The organism is Caloramator sp. ALD01, assembly GCF_000472625.1.
In the GTDB taxonomy this organism is placed as follows: domain Bacteria; phylum Bacillota; class Clostridia; order Clostridiales; family Caloramatoraceae; genus Thermobrachium; species Thermobrachium proteoclasticum.
Window position 1 is genome coordinate 129879 of the sequence record NZ_AXAA01000004.1, and the last position, 20207, is coordinate 150085.

At 33.0% G+C, this 20207-nt stretch carries 14 protein-coding genes and 1 pseudogene; 1 reads left to right on the forward strand and 14 read right to left on the reverse strand.

Translation table 11 applies throughout. The annotated features are described in order from the left end of the window. Positions 1–91: 91 nt before the first annotated feature. The 10 genes from A3M9_RS0103465 to A3M9_RS0103510 form a co-directional block, all read right to left on the reverse strand. Positions 92–3817, reverse strand: a complete 3726-nt coding sequence (locus A3M9_RS0103465) for a DUF5050 domain-containing protein (protein ID WP_027307972.1) — start codon at positions 3815–3817, stop codon at positions 92–94. A gap of 12 nt (positions 3818–3829) precedes the next feature. Then, complete coding sequence (locus tag A3M9_RS0103470) at positions 3830–5476, reverse strand: Ig-like domain-containing protein (RefSeq protein ID WP_027307973.1); 1647 nt, start codon at positions 5474–5476, stop codon at positions 3830–3832. A 154-nt stretch (positions 5477–5630) separates the two neighbouring features. Next, positions 5631–7229, reverse strand: coding sequence for a CTP synthase (locus A3M9_RS0103475; protein WP_027307974.1), 1599 nt, complete (start codon positions 7227–7229; stop codon positions 5631–5633). A gap of 387 nt (positions 7230–7616) precedes the next feature. Further along, the gene (locus tag A3M9_RS0103480) at positions 7617–8249 is read right to left on the reverse strand and encodes an MBL fold metallo-hydrolase (protein ID WP_027307975.1); all 633 of its coding nucleotides are present in this window, start codon (positions 8247–8249) and stop codon (positions 7617–7619) included. Between the two features lie 187 nt (positions 8250–8436). After that, positions 8437–9225, reverse strand: a complete 789-nt coding sequence (locus A3M9_RS0103485; protein ID WP_027307976.1) for an OAM dimerization domain-containing protein — start codon at positions 9223–9225, stop codon at positions 8437–8439. Continuing rightward, positions 9218–10777 carry a lysine 5,6-aminomutase subunit alpha gene (locus A3M9_RS0103490; protein WP_027307977.1) on the reverse strand — a complete coding sequence of 520 codons (1560 nt, stop codon included), beginning with the start codon at positions 10775–10777 and terminating at the stop codon, positions 9218–9220. Before A3M9_RS0103490 ends, A3M9_RS0103485 begins: the two co-directional genes overlap by 8 nt. 10 nt (positions 10778–10787) lie before the next feature. Continuing rightward, complete coding sequence (locus A3M9_RS0103495) at positions 10788–12362, reverse strand: hypothetical protein (RefSeq protein WP_027307978.1); 1575 nt, start codon at positions 12360–12362, stop codon at positions 10788–10790. Further along, a complete protein-coding gene (locus A3M9_RS0103500) occupies positions 12359–13369 on the reverse strand; it encodes a hypothetical protein (protein ID WP_027307979.1) in 1011 nt (336 codons plus the stop codon). The genes A3M9_RS0103495 and A3M9_RS0103500 overlap by 4 nt, the downstream gene beginning before the upstream one ends. Before the next feature lie 11 nt (positions 13370–13380). Further along, the gene (ablA, locus tag A3M9_RS0103505; RefSeq protein WP_027307980.1) at positions 13381–14643 is read right to left on the reverse strand and encodes a lysine 2,3-aminomutase; all 1263 of its coding nucleotides are present in this window, start codon (positions 14641–14643) and stop codon (positions 13381–13383) included. A 17-nt stretch (positions 14644–14660) separates the two neighbouring features. Next, positions 14661–15695, reverse strand: a complete 1035-nt coding sequence (locus A3M9_RS0103510) for an L-erythro-3,5-diaminohexanoate dehydrogenase (protein ID WP_027307981.1) — start codon at positions 15693–15695, stop codon at positions 14661–14663. Between the two features lie 356 nt (positions 15696–16051). Here A3M9_RS0103510 and A3M9_RS0103515 point away from each other — a divergent pair, with 356 nt between their 5' ends. Continuing rightward, positions 16052–17398, forward strand: a complete 1347-nt coding sequence (locus tag A3M9_RS0103515; RefSeq protein WP_027307982.1) for a sigma-54-dependent Fis family transcriptional regulator — start codon at positions 16052–16054, stop codon at positions 17396–17398. 27 nt (positions 17399–17425) lie between these two features. Here the strand turns inward: A3M9_RS0103515 and A3M9_RS0103520 are convergent, their stop codons facing one another. The 4 genes and pseudogenes from A3M9_RS0103520 to A3M9_RS14765 form a co-directional block, all read right to left on the reverse strand. Continuing rightward, positions 17426–17839: a DUF1934 domain-containing protein gene (locus tag A3M9_RS0103520; protein ID WP_027307983.1), complete on the reverse strand. Its 414-nt coding sequence runs from the start codon at positions 17837–17839 to the stop codon at positions 17426–17428. Positions 17840–17857: 18 nt separating this feature from the next. After that, a complete protein-coding gene (gene murI, locus A3M9_RS0103525; RefSeq protein WP_027307984.1) occupies positions 17858–18664 on the reverse strand; it encodes a glutamate racemase in 807 nt (268 codons plus the stop codon). A gap of 23 nt (positions 18665–18687) precedes the next feature. Next, complete coding sequence (locus A3M9_RS0103530) at positions 18688–19668, reverse strand: DUF814 domain-containing protein (RefSeq protein WP_027307985.1); 981 nt, start codon at positions 19666–19668, stop codon at positions 18688–18690. A gap of 341 nt (positions 19669–20009) precedes the next feature. After that, positions 20010–20207 (reverse strand): annotated as a pseudogene (locus tag A3M9_RS14765) (transposase); the annotation flags it as partial.

A 20207-nucleotide genomic window follows, 5' to 3' on the forward strand; every position in this document is an offset into this window, starting at 1 on the left:
AAAATTCACCTACCTTTTAAATAAAAACAAAATAATTTATTAAAAGGCCTTCTATGTAAATATGTAAGAAGGCCTTTTAAACACTTTTTAATTATTTTTTAATAGAAAACTTGTAATCATAATAAGCATAGTGTCCATTATTGTTATTATAAACAATAACTCTTAATAAATATTCTCCTGCTATTGTTAACTTATCACCTTTCTTAATGCTTGACCAAGTATTGCCTTGATCTCTGCTGTATTCAACATAGAATGAGTAGTCTTTTTGGTCAATATTTCTTGTCGCTAATTTATTATCTATCCATTCGATTTTGTCAGAAGGCATTAAAGCATTAAATCCTTCTAATACAACATCTCCATAATACTGCTTTGTTCCACTATAACTTTCATTTAATCCACCAACTGGTGAATACTTTCTAACAAGCTCACCGATAATACTTCCATTTTGTGTTATATTTATTTGTGGTGCTATTTCATCATTAATTTCAAACTTTATAGTCTTACTGCTGGATACAACAGATGGCTTGAACAGTGGATTTTCATATCTTACTGTAACAACATATTCTCCCTTTCCTAAATTTGTAGGGCTCATTAACTCTCCTTCCCATCTGCCACCTTTTGAATCACTTATATATTCAAAGTTATATTTAATTGGCATTCCTCCATTGTAACTTACTGTTCCTACAACTGGTATATTACTTCCCATTCCTGTAACCGCTGGAACAACAACCTTTGCCTTATAGCATATATACTTATCGCCAACTTTTCTTCCAATAACACCCTCTAATTGAGGAGAAATTTCTATCGAATTTTGATTAAATATCTTGAAATTTATTTTTAATTCTCCTATCTTGCTATATCCTGAATAAGCACTAATTATTAGACTATTAAGCTCATTTTCTTTTAAATTTAATACACTACCTGCAAGTGTCATTTGACTTCCTGTTGGGAAATCATATTCTGTATTATCATCGTTTAACCTATATTTATATGTCACGTTTGTAGATGGTAAAGCATATTTTATATTTATTCCCGTTTTATCTGTATTAGCTATATATTTTGCTGTCATCGTATTAGCAATAGTATTATAATCAAAAGTATTTATATCTTGTGAATCAAATAATACTTCTCCCTTTGATTCAATTATTATATTTGGCATTTTAACTATTGAAACCAATTTACTAATACCTGGCATCTTATTTCCACTTGCTTTATATCTAAACTCAACATAGTTTTTACCTACAACTCTATGCTGTTCTTGTATTAAGTCATAAGCACTAATCCACTCATTTGCTCCCTCTATTCTACATTCTATGTTACTATTTAAACCAACAAAGGTTCCTAAGTTAAAATCATAATAAACATTTGGTTCTGGTTGAGAAATCATTGTAAATGGTTTAGATGGAGTAATGCTATCTTTGTATGCTATTCTTATATATTGATTTTTATTATTTCTATAACTAAATACTTCTTGATTAATCTTGAAGTAGTAAATATTAGCTCCTCTTTCTTCAGCTTGTATTACATCACTGTAACTATCAGATGTAACTATACCATTTTCAGAGGTTATAGCATACTTTATATATGGGCTTAATCCTTTATATGTAATTCCATATCTACCTTCTGTTTCTATATATTGAACACTTAAAATGCTTGGTGTTTCTGCTGGGAAGCCTTTAATCGTTGGAATACTTGGTGCATAATTAGGGGTTACTCTTAAAACTTTTAAGTTACCACCCATTTGTTCTAAATCAATCTTTGTTAAAGACGCAATTCCTTTCTTATCAGCCTTAACTTTACCAAGAAGTTTTCCATCTTCATTATATATTAATACTTCTTCTCCATATTGTAGTCCCTTAACAATAACACTATCTGCTTTACTTCCTTCTTCATTATAGATTTCTATATTGTCAGGTAATATCATTTGTGAATATCTAACAGCTTTTATTTGCACCTTTGTACCATATCCTATTACGCTTCCATTATATGTGAATACGCCATTCTTAGATTTAACATTTTTCATATCCCAAGCAACTAATACATCCTTTACATCTCCATTATTTAAAACAACAGAAATTCTATCTGGCAATTGAGAACCATAAGGTATATCTTCTAAATCATCTACTCTAACAATTTTACCTTCAGGTTTAAATTTAGTAACAGCAAATGGTTTGTTCTGGTTCTTCATATCATATATGTACAATTTACCGCCTTTTAAATAAAACAATATATCTTCAATAATATTTATATTAGTTGCAACATCATCTACTACCTTAACCGCTTGACCTGTGGAATCTAATTTATAAATTTTTCCTCCATCAGTTATGCTTCTATAATATATAGCATTTGATTCAACAGCATTCATTGCACCAACTTTATCATATACTGTTTTTGGAGCAGAATTTTTGCTTTTATTAGTCATTATAACCTGTATAGTTAGCGGTTCTAACCTGCTTGTCACACTATTTAACTTATACAATTTTGAATCATAGCCTGTACAATAAACTTCATTGTTCAATGTTAGTGAAATATATCTTACACCTAAATTTTTATTGCCCGTTACAGTTACATACGCCTGTCTTGAACCTATTTTGCCTCCAATTATACTTATTGAATATAATCTTCCTTTATCAGACAAATTGCTATAATATATCTTATTATTATTAACAACTAAGTACTCTGCTTTGTCTGTAGCAACAAGTGTACCTTCATAGTTTGGGTTTGTATTATACGCACTAATTCTATATATTTTATTACCTCTTTTTCCATTGATGTAATAAATATAATTATCTACTACATTTATATATGAGGAAAGAACATTGTTTACTTTACTTCTTGCTGTACCATCCGTCTTAATTCTATAAATTTTTCCTCCATCAGCCATATTACTATAGTATATAAAATCGTTTACAATATTTATATATTTGGCATTATCATTACAAATAGGATAATCAACATCTCCATCTATACTCTTTTTATATATTTTCCCACCATCAGCTGTATTACTATAATATATAAAGTCTCCATCAGTAGCTACAAAACCACCATTGCTTATATTCCCTTTTAAATTTGTATACATTTCAATACTATCATTTTCAACATAAAGCAATACAGGTGTTGTACCACTTTTAACATTTAATATTGTACCTATAGCAACTCTATAACCAGAAGAATTATATATAGCAATATATAAAGTGTTTATAGGATAATCATTTGAAATAGTAAAACTTTCAGTTAGCATCTTTTTATTTAATTGATAATCATCATTTAAGTTTGATAACTTATTTGTATCTACATCTATTATGAAGTTTCCTGTACCAATTATGTAATAGTACGCCTCTGGAATATTATGAATTTCATTTATTTTCACATTTATTATTTTTTTATATTCGTTAACATATTGAATATCAAAAATTCCATAACCATATCTTTTATTAACTTCATTATTGCTTAATTTTACAAATACATCATTTTCATTGGCTACGTATTTTGTACCATTAGGATTATCATAATTGTCTGAAGTACTATAAACAGTTAAAATTCTTGTACTATCAATAATTTGTTTTTCAGAAACTACCTGTCCATACTCATTTTTTATAATCCCTTGGTTGTCAATGTAGAATACTTTACCTGGATTACTATTAATTTCAGAATTCACTAAATTTGTATTAACTGAAATATAATCATTTGTAAATATTTTTTCACCTACAACAATTGAATCCTTTGGTAAATTAGTATCTGTTGCTGCAAAAGAAAATTTGGGTACAATATTGAAAATAAATATAAAACTTAGAAGCAAGGAAAAAATTCTTCTCATTTTATACCTCCTTTACATAATGCTTTTTAAGATATTAACTGTTTTTAAATATAAATTAGCCCATATTATAAAAGGCAACTTTTTCTTATCAAAATTATGCTTAACAATAATCTTGCATTTAGCTTCGTATCCTCCATCTAAACTTTTAGCCGTTATCACTGCTTCACCTATGTATTTTGCTTTTATTACTCCATTTTCATCAACAGTTACAATATTACTATTGCTACTTGTCCATTTAACCTTTTTTATTGTAGAATCATCAGGAATGAACCTTACTGTCAATTTATAACTTTCTCCTTTTTTGATTACTTTTTGCTTTTCAGTTAAATATATCCCTTTTACCTTTACTCGTGGCTCCTCATATTTAACTATTAAACAATCTTCATTCCCTTTAATATTTAAATCTTTTGAGTTTGTATATCCAGCAGCAACAAATCCTAAAAAATCAGAATAGACAGCAGAAAAGAAAACATCATCTCCCCCTTTTCCATAAGTTTTTTTCCACTCCATATTTCCATTTATATTGTATTTAACAGCTAATGCATCTTGACTACCTAAATTTAAATTATATAAATCACCATCATTTGATTGACTATAACCTACAGCTACTATTCCAAAATCCTGCTCATACATTACTGAATTAAAAACATCTTTTCCTGTTCCACCAAATGTATTTTTCCATAAAATATTACCATTTAAGTCAAATCTAAATATAAATGCATCGGTTAAACCTTTGTTTTTTAAACCGTAAAAATCTCCATCAGCAGAAGTAGTATAACCAACACCTATAAAGCCATTATTAAAATTACAAATTGATTGTATTGTTTCATCTCCACTTCCACCTATGTTTTTTATCCACATAACTTGTCCATTTGAATTGTATTTTACTAAAATTCCATCATCTCCACCTTTAATTTTTATATTTTTTAAGTCATTATCTTTAGAACCTGAATATCCACTAACAATATAACCATCACTTACACCAATAACTGAAAAAAACTTATCCCATTTACTACCACCAAATGTTTTTTCCCAAATTATTTTACCTGTTCTGTCTAATTTAACAATGATTCCATCATATTCTCCCTTATTAAAGGAATATAAATGACCATCTAATGAATTAGAGTACCCTACTGCTATATATCCATCAGCTACCTCTATAGCATTTGTAAATCTATCATACATACTTCCACCATAAGTCATTTTCCATTCAACATTGCCATTATAATCATACTTTATTATTAATGCCTCTTCACCTTTAACATTTAATCCAGACAAATCACCTTTTTGAGATTCAGTAAAACCAGATACAATAAATCCACCATCCCTACATAAACTTACACTATTAAAGGTTTCAAAGGCTTCACCTCCAAAGGTTTTTGCCCATTCAAGTTTCCCAAGCTCATTATATTTAGCTAAAAGTGCATCAAATCCACCATATAAATTCAAACTTGTTTCATAATCATTAGAACTTGTATGTCCAACAACTACAAAGCCAGAATCATTAGTTCTTTTTATACTATTATATCTTTCAAAACTTTTACCTCCATCAATGCTTTGCCATAGAACGCTTGGTTCTTTATTCAAAGCTATGGCATTATTATTGATAAAAACAAAATATATAACCAATACAATCAGACTTATTCTTTTTTTTGACATACTACCACTCCATATTACAATGTTTATAGTTATATGTTATCAAAAAACAATCATCAGTTCTACATATTTTTTATATTCAGCATTTTTTATAATTTAAAATAAAGTAATTTTATATGCCCAAAATTAAAAGGAGCTGTCATCTGACAGCTCCTTCTTACTTATTTAATGCAGCCTTTACAAAGTCTCTAAATAGTGGATGAGGTCTATTTGGTCTTGATTTGAATTCTGGGTGGAACTGTGCACCAACAAACCACTTGTGGTTTGGTATTTCAACTATTTCAACAAGCTTATCATCTGGGCTTGTTCCTGCAAGTACCATTCCCATTTTTGTTATTTGACTTCTGTATTCATTATTAAATTCATATCTATGTCTATGTCTTTCATATATTATCTCATCCTTATAGGCTTCATAGGAGAAGGTTCCTTCCTTTAACTTACAAGGATAAAGTCCAAGTCTCATTGTTCCGCCCTTTTCATCAATATCCTTTTGTTCATCCATAAGGTCAATTACAGGATATTTTGTATTTGGGTCTATTTCTGAACTGTTTGCACCAGATAGGCCTACTACATTTCTTGCAAATTCAATTACTGCACATTGCATTCCAAGACATATTCCAAGGAAGGGAACATTGTTTTCACGTGCATATTTTATTGCAAGTATCTTGCCTTCAATACCTCTATCTCCAAATCCACCTGGAACTAATATTCCATCTGCATCCTTTAATATTTCTTCATAGTTATTTTCATCCACATCACAGGCATTTATCCAATCTATTTCAACATCTGCATCGTTGTAAATACCTGCGTGCTTTAAGGCCTCAACAACTGACATATAGGCATCGTGAAGCTCTACATATTTTCCAACAAGGGCTATCTTTACCCTATGCTTTAAATTCTTTAATCTCTCAACAATAGCCTTCCACTCTGTAAGGTCTATTTCCTTTGCATCTATGTTTAGTTTCTTAACAACAAGGGAGTCTAATCCCTCTTCGTGAAGCATAAGAGGAACTTCATAGAGCGTTGGAGCATCAAGGTTTTGTATTACTGATTCTCCATCTATGTTGCAGAAAAGTCCAATCTTGTCCTTCATTTCACGGGATAGTGGTTTTTCTGAACGGCAAACAATTATATCTGGCTGAATACCTATACTTCTTAGTTCCTTAACTGAGTGTTGTGTTGGTTTTGTTTTTAGTTCTCCTGCCTTACCAAGGTATGGAACTAAAGTAACGTGTATAAAAAGAACATTTTCACGTCCAACTTCATACTTGATTTGTCTTATTGCCTCAAGGAAAGGTAAGCTTTCTATATCTCCAACTGTTCCACCTATTTCAGTTATAACAACATCTACATCATTTTCCTTTGCAACCTTGTAAACCTTTGACTTTATTTCGTTTGTAATATGTGGGATAACTTGAACTGTTCCACCAAGATATTCACCTTTACGCTCTTTTTGGATAACTGACCAGTAGATTTTGCCTGTTGTGACATTGCTATTTTTAGACAAGTTCTCATCGATAAATCTTTCATAGTGACCAAGATCAAGATCTGTTTCTGCACCATCGTCTGTAACGAAAACTTCACCGTGCTGATATGGGCTCATTGTTCCTGGGTCGATGTTTATATAAGGGTCAAACTTTTGTATGGACACCTTTAGCCCGCGGGACTTAAGTAGTCTTCCGAGGGATGCTGCGGTTATTCCTTTTCCAAGAGATGACGCTACACCACCTGTAATAAATATGTATTTGGTTGCCATAATAAGCCTCCTTTGTATTCATTTCATTCAACTTTTATATTTTACTTTATGTTTTAGATTTGTGCAAGAGGGAATATAAAAGGGAGGCAAATTTGCATACTCAATTTGTTCTTATATCTTATCCCCATAAAGGATTTTTAAGCATTCGTTTATTTCGCTAATCAAATCTAAGCTTTTCTTTGTTTGAAAAAGTCCTACCCTCGCGATGCCATCGTCCTGATGGCCGCTCGGCTCGGCACGTCCTGTGCCGAATTACGGACTTTTCAAAGTCGAAAAGCTAAGATTTGCTAAAGCTCATAAAAGAGCCTAATAAAATCCTTTAAGGGGACTTTTAAAAATCTGAATTCCAACATATAATCTAAAAATTTAAGGAGGCAAATTTGCCTCCTATTCATAGTGAAGTACATATATATGTCTTTCCTTTAACATATCCTCCGTTATCTCTATAAAGGGTTTATCAAGCTTTGTATAGGGATAATATTCTAAGAACTTATCAACTGAGTTTAGTTCAAATTTTAATGGTTTTGTCTTGTAGTGCATAGGTATTATTACCTTTGCATTTAAGCTCTCGCACACATCGCGTGCCGCCTCTGCATCAATTGTATATACTCCTCCAACAGGTATTAAAAGAACATCTACATCTCCTATCATTTCTATCTGTGCCTTTGTTAGCCTATGTCCTAAATCTCCAAGATGGCAGACCTTTTTACCATCCACATCAAAAACATAAACTATATTATCTCCTCTTTTTGCACCCTGTTCTTCATCGTGATAGGTATGTACTCCTCTTATTGCTATATCCTTTATATAGAAGTTGCCAACTTTATTTACTATTGTATAATCTCCACTTAAACAATCTGTAAAGTTATGGTCGTAGTGATTATGGCTTGTTGTAACTATATCGCAACTTACCGTAGGTAGTTTATATCCTACGTTATCATCAAATGGGTCTGTTACTATTCTTACTCCGTTTTTTGATGTTATCTTAAAGCAGGCGTGGCCTAACCATTTTATTCGCATAAAACCCCTCCCGATTAGTATATGTTTATTTGTATATATAATATCATAAATGGACTGGTTTTATGCAAAAATTTTAAAAAATTTCACAAATGATTATAAAATGTAAGAAGCCAAAATAATAAAGTCCCATTAAAGGATAGACTAATTTAAAGCCTTATAAACCCTTTAATGGGGCATATTTATATACCTACCTAATACCTCTTGCTACCATCTCCTGAACTATAAAAGAAGCTACATCCTCAGCAAAGGAACCTGCTCCAAAACCCGCATCATAACCAAGCTCCTTTGCAAGCTCGTGACTAATTCTTGGCCCCCCTGCCACTAATACAACTCTATCCCTTATACCCTCTGCTTCAACTATTTCTACAAGTTCAGTCATATTTGGAATGTGTACATTCTTTTGGGTTACAACCTGTGATACTAAAATTGCATCAGCATTTACCTCTATTGCCTTTGCCACCAATACTTCATTTGGAACCTGACTTCCCAAGTTATATGCCTCTATCATCTGATATCTTTCAAGCCCATAGTGTCCTGCATATCCCTTCATATTCATAATTGCATCTATTCCAACCGTATGGGCATCTGTACCTGTACAAGCCCCAACTACAACAACCTTTCTTCCTATATTTTTTCTAATATAGTCATCCACCTCATCCATTGACATTGTATTGGTCTCAACCTTTGGAACTACTATCTTTGTTGCATCAACAGAGTGTATACAGGAACCATATACAACAAAGAAGGTATATCCTACGCCTAAATCCATCATATGGGTAACATTAGGCTCTTCAATTCCCATCTTCATTGCAAGCTGCCTTGCCGCCTCCTTTGCCTCCTCTGAATAGGGAAGAGGAAGTGTAAAGGATAGCTGAACCTTCCCATCATTCATTGTATCTCCATAGGCCTTAACCCTTGTTTTATCAAAGGTCTTGTCAAAATCCTTCTTCTCCATTGAATAAAGTCCACTACTCATTGTTAGCACCTCCTAACATTAGAGGTATGAACTCATTTATATAGTTTTCTCCCTTTTTAAATACTCCATCTAATCCCTTTCCTCCATATCTTGAACGCTTAATGTCTGCAAAAATTCCCTTCTCGAGGGTTGTAAATAATCCTTCCTTTTCAATCTCCTCAAGAAGCATTGTAGCCTTTTGTAAAACTTCATTTGCTCTTTTTTCTACAAGTCCTCCACGTTTAAACTCTATTTCATCACCTATTGACTTCATATTATTAAATATATACCTTGCATTCTCAATAGATAGGGCTCTGTCGGAGATAAAAGGAGTGTGGATTGCCTCTGTTAACATACCAAGAAGCTGTATACCCTGATGAGTCCAAATAGATACAACATTAAATAGTGCATCCTGAATGTGTCCTTTAAATATGTTTCCTGTCATAAACTTAGTAGGAGGCATATATTTTAATGGTGCCTTAGGGAATATCTGCCTTGCCATCTGTGCCTGTGCAAGTTCAAGTAAAAATCCATCCTTAAGGTCTGGATTCATTTCAAAGGCGTGTCCAAGCCCCATCTGTTCCTCTAAAATTCCTGCCATCTTTGCAAACTGTTCATTTATAAACTGTGACGCCAAAACAGTATGGGCTGCCTCTACTGCATCTGCTGTTGTTAGGTAGTTGTCCTCTCCTGTATTTATGATTACACCAGCAAATCCATTTATTACTCTTGAGAAGAACTGGTCAACTATTGTTCTTTGCATATTTATATCTCTAAAAAGTATTCCATATAGGGCATCATTTAGCATTACATCTAACCTTTCCATTGCTCCCATCGCTGCAATCTCAGGCATACACAGACCTGAACAGTAGTTGCAAAGCCTTATATATCTTCCAACCTCTAAAGATACTTCATCAAGGGCCCTTCTCATTATTCTAAAATTCTCCTGCGTTGCATAGGTTCCTCCAAAACCTTCTGTTGTTGCACCATAGGGCACATAGTCAAGAAGGCTCTGACCTGTTGTTCTTATCACCGCAATAATATCTGCTCCCTGCTTTGCTGCAGACTGTGCCTGTACAACATCCTCATATATATTTCCTGTTGCAACTATAACATAAAGATAGGGCTTATCCCCTTCACCTATATTTTTAATCATTTCCTCTCTTTTTTTTCTATTTTGCTTTATCCTTTCTACCATTGGATATGCAAGTTCTAATGCCCTATTTTTAATTTCTTCTATGCTGTGTTTGTTTAATTTAACTATATTTAAATTTCTCTTTGCAACCTCCTCTGCAATCTCCTGCGTCGATAGATTTGTCTCAAGTACAGCATTTACTAAATAATATGATAACCCGTCCTCTAATGCACCGTTTTCCTTGATGTGGTCAACTATTCTGTTTGGAAGTGGAACTCCATTTTCATCTACTCCATCTATTCCATATAACCTTGCAATGGTTCTTTCTGTTGAAACTGTTGAATGAAGGTCTATAAACTTTTGAGTATCAAGTGCTATGTTTCTTGCTGCATCCCTTGCCCTTTTTATAAGCTCTTCATTTAAGTTTATATATGCCATATTATCCCCCCTACTTTAGGTATTTTTCTGCCAAATTAAGTATATCCTCCTCAAAACCAAGAAGCCTTGCCACCCTTATTGCATCCTTTGGAACTTCGTACTTTCCATAGACTTCCCTTAAGGTATAGTCCATATATAGATTCAAATCCTTAAGGGAAATATTTTTAATATCCTCTCCTATTTTAAGGCCCACAACCTCATAATGTCTTGCTATATCATCTACTCCATCAAAATGGGTTGTTACAACCAAAACAGAATTTAAGGTGTTAAAATATGATAGAATTGCCTTTAATATTGCTCGTCCCTCTTTTGGGTTTGTGCCCCTTGCTATTTCATCTATAAGTACAAGTCCAATCTTATCTTTGTATTTAACAGCCTCATTTAGTGCCAAAACCTCTGCACCAAAGGTTGATAGTCCATTATCAAGCGACTGCATATCACCTGCTTGACAAAAATAATATTCAAATGGGAAGAAGCTAAAAAAATCACAGGGTACAAAAAATCCCATTTGAGCCATAATACACAAAAGACCAATAAGCCTTAATGTAACAGTCTTACCCCCCATATTTACTCCTGTAATTATTGTTGAACCTTTTTTTAAATCTATTGAAATTGGTGTAAAGTCTACTCCCTTCTTTTTAAGTTCAGCCTCAACCTTAAGATGTCGTCCCTTTTCTATTTTTATCTCAATACTATTATTTATATTAGGTCTTACTGATTTTGTCTCTATAGCAAGCTCTGCCTTTTGAAGGAGCAAATCAAGTTCTGAAATTAAGGCAATTAGCCTATTGAAATTTTCTTCCTCTTCTTTAATTTTCTCTGTTAAATATGTTCTAATCCTATGCTCTTCCTCTTCCTCCTCTTCCTTTAGCTTTTCTATTATATTATTAATCCTATCTCCCTCATCCCCAAGCTCAAGGGAAAAAATAATATAGTAGGGTGTCTTTAGAGCCTGTCTTAGATTTTTATCACAAAGGGCCTCTTCTATTTTAACATCATCCCTTGATATCACAATTTCGCTGTTTTGCTTAACATAAACACCGTATTTTTGTTCAACCTTATTTTTAATCTCTTCCCTTAAAAGATTTAATCTTTTGTTATAATCCTTTATTTCACTCCTTATTGTCTTTAATCTTTGGCTGTAGCTATCGTATATATAAAAACTTTTGCTATTTTGCCCCTCTATGTCTAAAATATTTTCTAAATAGAGTATTCTAAAGAGCTTCAACTCCTCTATGAAGTTATTATCCATTTGTATTTTACATATTTCACGAACATTTATTAAAAAGTTCTTTATTTCAAAAAGCTCGGATACCTCTAAAACCGAACCTGACACTGCCCTTTTTATGGAGGTTCTTATCTCCTTTATACCTTCAAGAAGGGACAAAATATCATTATAATCCCTTTTATTATTCTGTATAAAACCCATTAAAAACTCTATACAGTCATACTGCCTATTTAACTCATCTTTGTTTTTATACAAAGTTAACGAATTTAACCTTTCCTTTCCATAGGGGGTTCTTACATTTAATATAGATAAAACATAGTCCATTCCAATATTCTTTAATGTATCTTTTAAAATCATACCCCCACTCCTTCATACAAAACATCATATACATCAAGAGGGTATAATGCCCTCCTTAAGTTTTGCAAAAACACATCAGGATTATAATAGTAACCAAAGGGGGAAGTTGGATTTTGGGTTACACATATTAGATTTATCCTTTCTAATACATATATATTACCTCCAGTCCCCCTAAAACTATCATAATCCTCCCTGTTTACAAATATCTTTGTTCCATCTTTAACAATTATATCAACCTCAAGTCCCTTTATTTTATTCAAAAAAGTTCCTGTTAAACTTCCGGGTAAGTAGATATATTTTATATTTTTATCTATTCTATTTAATATTTCATCCTCATTGCCTAAGGATGTCTTTATATCCGTATCAATGGTGTTATCCCCTATTAATAAAACATTTTTTGAATTTAGAGAATTTATTTTGTTTAAAGCATCCTCTTCTACTCTATTAAGACTTAACATATCCACTGTATGCTTTGTTTTTTTTATTGTTATATTTATATCCCTTGAGAGACTTGCACCAGTTGATAGTATGCACGCATCAGTTATAGAAGGGGAACCCTGCGTTTTTCTATTTAGTGCACCATCAATTAGTACAATATCTCCCCCAAGGGTAAGCATCATATCTGAAACTTGAGATATTTCTCTATTACTATCTGGACCTGCTAAAAGCACATATCCATCTCTTATTATCTTAACTATAACTATTCTTCCAAGACAGGTTGAAAAGGGCAGAATATCGATTATTTCATACTTTGCACTAAAACTTTTTAGTGCCTCCTCTGAAGTTGCAATTAATGTGCCCTCATAGGCATAGATTTTAGGTTTTTTTGTTTTGTACACAATATCCCTTCCCTCTCCATCTACGCCTATTGAGGTAAGGCAGACTATTCTCTTTTTCTTTTTACAAATATCAATTAGCTCATTTAAAACTACTGTCTTTCCTGAATTTTTACTCATACCAAGTATTGATATCTTTTTATAGGTGTCTATTGCACTATATAAATTCATCCATCCACCTTCTATTTGTTTTTATAATTTTTTGCCCTTTCTCTCCTTAATAAAACATCTGGTTCAAAACTTAATTTATCTCCCTCAATAAGCATCGAAACTCCAGTCACATCATCCTGCTCCTTACCTCTACATACATCGCAGGTACATTTTTCCTCAACATACTCAGGTTCAGTATATGTCGTAATGACTCCCTCAAAGTTTCTTAAGACAACCTTTTTTGGAGATTGGCTAATCACATACTGAGGCATAACTGGAGTCTTCCCGCCTCCACCTGGTGCATCAACTACAAAGGTCGGAACACAAAAACCTGATGTATGTCCCCTTAATCCCTCTATAATCTCTATTCCCTTTGAAACCTTTGTCCTAAAATGTTCAATTCCCTGTGATAGGTCGCATTGGTATAGGTAATATGGTCTTACCCTCATCTTAACCAATTCGTGAACAAGTTTCCTCTGAATGTGAACACAATCATTTACTCCTCTTAAAAGAACTGATTGGTTTCCAAGTGGTATGCCTGCATCTGCAAGCATTTCACAGGCCTTCTTTGACTCCTCTGTTATTTCCTTTGGATGATTAAAATGAGTATTAAGCCAAATTGGATGATATTTTTTGAGCATATTACATAGGTCTTTAGTTATTCTCATAGGGTTTACAACCGGTGTTCTTGTACCTATTCTTATTATCTCAACGTGGGGTATTTCCCTAAGTTTCTTTATTATATACTCAAGTCTATCATCATCAACAAGTAGAGCATCACCACCTGATAACAAAACATCTCGAACCTGTGGAGTATTTTTTATATATTCTATTGCCTTGTCTATTCTATCTAATGGAAGTGATGAATCTGTCTGCCCTGCAAATCTCCTTCTTGTACAGTGCCTACAATACATAGAACACATATCCGTAATCAAAAGAAGAACTCTATCTGGATATCTATGGGTTAAACCTGGTACTGGAGAGTCAGCATCCTCGTGTAATGGATCACTCATATCACAGCTTGAAAAATTAAGCTCTAATAATGTTGGAACTGCCTGCTTTCTTATAGGGTCGTGGGGGTCATCTTTATCCATTAAGGTTGCATAGTATGGAGTTATAGCCATTCTTAATGTTTTTAGGCACCTCTCTATTGCCTGCTCCTCTTCAGGCAGAAGGTTTATAACCTTCTTTAACTGTTCAACGGTCGTTATTCTATTTCTAACCTGCCATTTCCAATCATTCCACTCTTCTTCGGTTACATTTTTAAATAGCTCAATACTCCTATAATCCCTCATTTAAATCCCCCTCACAATTATACATAAATAGTTTCAAATATTTCTCTCAATAGCTTACTCTCCCTCAAAACCTCAAGTGTTATCTGTGCGTGTCCCTTTGTATATCCATTTCCTATTATCATATTAACGTCCTTTCCTACGCCTTCTGCTCCAAGTGCTGCCTTTGTAAAGCTTGTTGCCATACTGAAGAAATAAACTATTCCATCGTCCCTAACTGGAAGAATTGTTGACATCTCTGTATTTGGTATGTTTACAACGTTAATTGCAATATCCACATACCTTCCACCTGTGCATTCAAGAACCTTATTTAAGACTTCAACAGGCTGTGTTGCATCCCCTTCAATTACTACATCACAAAGATTTGTTTGTTTTAATCTCTCTGCTGATTTTCCTGGTCTTGCTAAACCAATTACCTTACCAGTTACCCCTGCACGCTTTTTAGCTTCATAACAGCATAAAAGTCCACTCTTTCCTGCTGCACCAAGTATTAAAACATAATCACCTGGTTTAACAAGCTTTGCAGTCTGGGCTGGTGCTCCTGCAACATCAAGTGCTGCAAGTGCTAATGTCTCTGGCATATCATCAGGAAGTTTTGCATATATACCACTTTCAAATAGGATTGCCTTTCCTTCTATATCCACTTGGTCAATATCTTTTTTAACATTTAAAATCTTGTCTATTCTAAGTGGAGTTAATGATAGTGAAACCAATGTTGCTATTTTATCTCCAACCTTAAGGTCAATTTTTCCCTCTAAATCCTTTCCTATCTTTTCAACAACACCTATTAGCATTCCACCTGAACCTGTTACTGGGTTTTGGTGTTTTCCCCTCTCCTTAACTATGTTTAGCATTATCTCCTTTATCTTTTCAATATCTCCTCCTGCCTGCTCCTTTATTTGAGTAAAGCTTGCAGAATCTATATTTAGTGTCTTTACATCAATTAATATTTCGTTGTCATAAATCTCCATTGTGTTATCAATTTTAAATGCTGTTTGAGGTAAAACCCCCTTTGGTTCTATAACTCTGTGTGTTCCGTATGGACATCCTCTCATAAAAAATCCCCCCTATGTTTATCTTGAAAATAATATTGCAAAGTTTATGCCAAAATTTAGATTATATTTATATTAACTATCCACTATATTTACTATGTTTTCTTTAAAAACAATTGCAAAATTTACTTCATTTTATATTATCTTTTCTATGTATGATGAATTTTGGGCATATATATTTTAAATTAGCTACAAAAATATGCTATGCATTGTTATCATTTTTTTCATACATAAAAATTCATAGCAATATTTTTTACTAAAATAAACAATGGTAAATTAAAGAAAAGTATGATAAAATAAAAATGCAGAAAATTCTGCATTTTGTGCCGATTTTTAATCACTAATAGGGGGAAAGGTATATGTTTGATAAAAATGTATATGATATTTTCGATAATTTAGAGGATGGGATTACAATCATAGATAATAGGGGTAGGATTGTTTTTCTCAATAAAAAGGCACAAAAACTTGATAATATAAATTTAGACGAAGTTTTAGGGAGGCACATCCTTGAGGTTTACCCTTCCCTTTCACAGAGAAATAGTACACTGCTTAATGTTCTTCATTCTAAAACTTCAATTAAGGACAACATCCAAACCTTCATTAACTTCAAGGGTGAAAAAATAACAACACAAAACACAACACTTCCTGTCTTAAATGGAGAAAAAATAATAGGTGCTATTGAAATTTCAAGGGATTTAACCAGCGTAAAAAAAATGACCGACGAAATAATGAAGCTAAAAAATGAACTCATAACTAAAAAGGATGGAAAAAGCTTAGAGAGAAGGTTATACACCTTTATGGATATAATCGGTGAGAGCAGTGAGATGCTCTATATAAAAAATATAGCAATTAAGGCATCTAATTCTTCTTCTCCTGTGTTTATATATGGAGAGACTGGCGTGGGTAAGGAACTTTTTGTGCAGGCTATACATTCTGCCAGCAAAAGAAGGAATGGGCCCTTTATTGCTCAAAACTGTGCTGCTGTGCCAGAAACACTTCTTGAGGGGATTCTATTTGGAACTGTGCGGGGAAGCTTTACAGGCTCAGAGGATAGACCTGGACTTTTGGAACTATCAGATGGAGGAACTCTTTATCTTGATGAGCTAAACTCTATGCCTCCCACCCTTCAGGCAAAGCTTTTAAGGGTTTTGCAGGATGGATTGGTAAGGAGGATTGGAGATGTAAAGGAAAAGAAGGTTGATGTTAGATTTATTGCCTCCACCAACATAAGCCCTGAAGAATGCTTAAAAAGAGGATTAATTAGGCGGGATTTATATTATAGACTAAATGTAATATCAATAAAAATACCAGAACTTAAGGATAGAAGGACTGATATACCTCTTCTTATTAACTTTTTTATAAATAAATATGAAAATAAACTTGGAAAAGATAAAGTACAAATAACAGATGAGGCTCTTGATTGTTTAATTAACTACAGCTGGCCTGGAAATGTAAGGGAGCTTGAACATACTATAGAGAGAATATTAAACCTAAAGGACGATGATACAATAACAATGGATGACCTACCTGAACAGATAAAAGGCTGCAATAATATTTCTCTTGAGGAGTCTATAAAAAGGTATGAAAAAAAGTTGATTGAGGATGCGTTAAGCTTGAGCAACAATAATATAAGCCTTGCCGCCAAAATGCTAAAGATACCAAGACAAACACTGCAGTACAAGATAAAAAAAATACTTTTAAAATAAAAACAAAAGGTGCTAAACACCTTTTGTTTACCTTATTTTTAACTCTAAATGATTTATAATCGGATCAAGGCCTGTTGCCTGCATTTTATAATCAAGCTCAACCTTTGCACCCCTATCATCTGCCTGAATATCAACCTTATTTGTTGATATTGTTATTTCAAGTGCACCATAGGGAGTTGAATAGAAGGCTGTATGCTTTTCTCCCTTTTTAAATTTCAGTTCAGAGGTGGTTGTACCTCTTCTTATTATATTTAAACTGTCTTGACCTATAATTAGGGTTGTTCTTGTACCCTCCATTCCTGATATTTCAGACTCATCATATTCTGCCACATAACTGTCGTTATCTTTATAATATATACCTTCTGAAATAAGTTCTATTGTTTCTTCTTGTCCATCAATCAATTGCTTTGTCTTTACAGAAATCAAACGCTTATTCTCCACACTCTCATCCTCGCTTTTTTAATATTTTTCTATATCTATTTTTGTAATATTTTCTATTTCCCTATTCAAGAAGTTTCCACCAACTCTTTTAAACTTATCAGGATTGTCGCTTACATAATAGCTATATTCAGCATTTCTTTTAGATGTATTTTGTAATCCATTTTCAAATAAAATGCTCTTTAGCTCAATTGCAGTCTCCTCTGCAGGGTTTATTAAAGTTACACCATCTCCCATTATTTTACCTATAACATTAGTTAATATAGGATAGTGGGTACAACCTAAAACAAGTGTATCCACATCAAATTCCTTAAAGGGCTCTAAATATTCTCTTGCTATCATATAGGAAACTTCCTTTTCTGCCCATCCCTCCTCTACAAGGGGAACAAATAGTGGACAAGGTAGTGCATAAATTTCAACTTCCTTAAACAGCCTTCTTATCATCTTTTCATAGGCTCTGCTGTTTACTGTACCCTCTGTACCTATTATTCCTACTCTACCTGTTTTCGTTGCTCTAACTGCTGCATTTGCACCAGGCTTTATAACACCTATTATTGGAACATCAAATTCTGAATTTAACTCCTCAAGGGCTAATGCAGATGCAGTATTGCAGGCTATTACTATTGCTTTAACATCTTTACTCAATAAAAATCTTGAATTTTGTTTGGCAAATTTAGTTATGGTTTCCTTAGATTTACTTCCATATGGAACCCTTGCAGTATCTCCAAAATACACAATATCCTCATAGGGAAGTATCTTCATTATCTCTTTAACTACAGTTAGCCCTCCAATCCCTGAATCAAAAACACCAATAGGTCTTGTATCCAATTCTCTCCCACCTTTTTACTTTATTACACCATATACTTTGCTATTTCATCATCCAAAGCAGGTTCTACCGTTAATATATTATATTTATTTTCATTATAAATTCTATACTTAACTCTAACATTTTTTTCTTCCCTTGCTTTGCTGTACCTTGCTGCAATCCTTGCTGCAAGTATTATATCTTCTTCAGTTGGTTTTCCTCTTAAAACAACAGTTGAACCTGTTACATCAAGTGTATCAAATATATAATCTCCTTCTTTTATCATTGTCTTTAACATTTTAAATTCATCCTGTGTTCTTGTTGAAATTATTTTTACATTTTCATTTATTCTAAAATGTCTTCCTATGTTTAATATATCTATATCTTGAGGCTTTGCCTCTTTATTATGTGTTAGTAAGTCCTTTAGCCTCTTAGAAAAACCAGGATCTGTTAACTTACAGCCTCCTGCTGGTGATGGATACTCCTTTATATTCCATTTCTCTGCAAGCTCCATCTGAACCTTTCTTCCTCTGCCTGATATATCAAGTAATTTTTCTCTATCAACAAGTCCTTGTTTCTCCATCCAAGTCTCAGGTAAATTTTTAGCACATAGTGGTCTTAATATATATTCTTCATATCCTGATTCCTTCTTTACTATATCAAGTGCCTGTCTATTTTGAGACATAGGTCTTTGGTTTAAAACTTCTCCTGTTATTATAAAGTCTGCCTCAAGCTCCTTCATTAGTTTTCCTGCATAGTTTAACATCATAGCGTGGCAATCTATACAAGGATTCATATTCTTTCCGTATCCGTGTTTAGGATTTTTAACCATTTCAAGATGTTCTTCTGAAAAATCAACAACCTTAAGGGGTATATCTATCTGTTCACACATCTTTACTGCTCTATCACAACCAAAAAAAGCAGACTTGAAGCATATACCAATAACCTCTACACCTTGGTCCTTTACAAGTTTTGCTGCAAGTCCACTATCTAATCCACCTGAAATTAACGCAAGTGCTCTTGCCATTTTATCCTCTCCTTTATCACAATATGGCGGGTTACCTATTCAGCAATTAAATAGGCAACACCTATTAATAATTTGAAAGTTTACCTAATTATTTTAATGATATGCTTAGGTCTTACTATATAGACATTTTATATTTTGTACTATTATAAGTCAAGAAACATTAATATTATACAGAGATTTCGCAGTAAAATTCCAGTAGAATTTTTATTTTTACTGAAATTATATCTTATTACATCTTATTGAATAAATGGTATTCCGCCATCCCTGTAGATTATAAAAATAGTTATAACTCCCCCTACCCCAAGAAATTTAAATAATTAATTTCCAATTTTATTGTTGCATTAAGTTTTTTCAAATACTGGGTTATTCCAGGTATCTTCTATTGTAAATCTCTCATCTCTTATATCCTCAATAATATTTATTTGAAGCATTCTTTTCTTTCTAAAACCTCTAATACATCTAAAAAAATATAACTGCATAAGATTAAATGCTATAATTATAAACATTAGCACTGTTTCTACGCCCGTAGGGCTATGAAG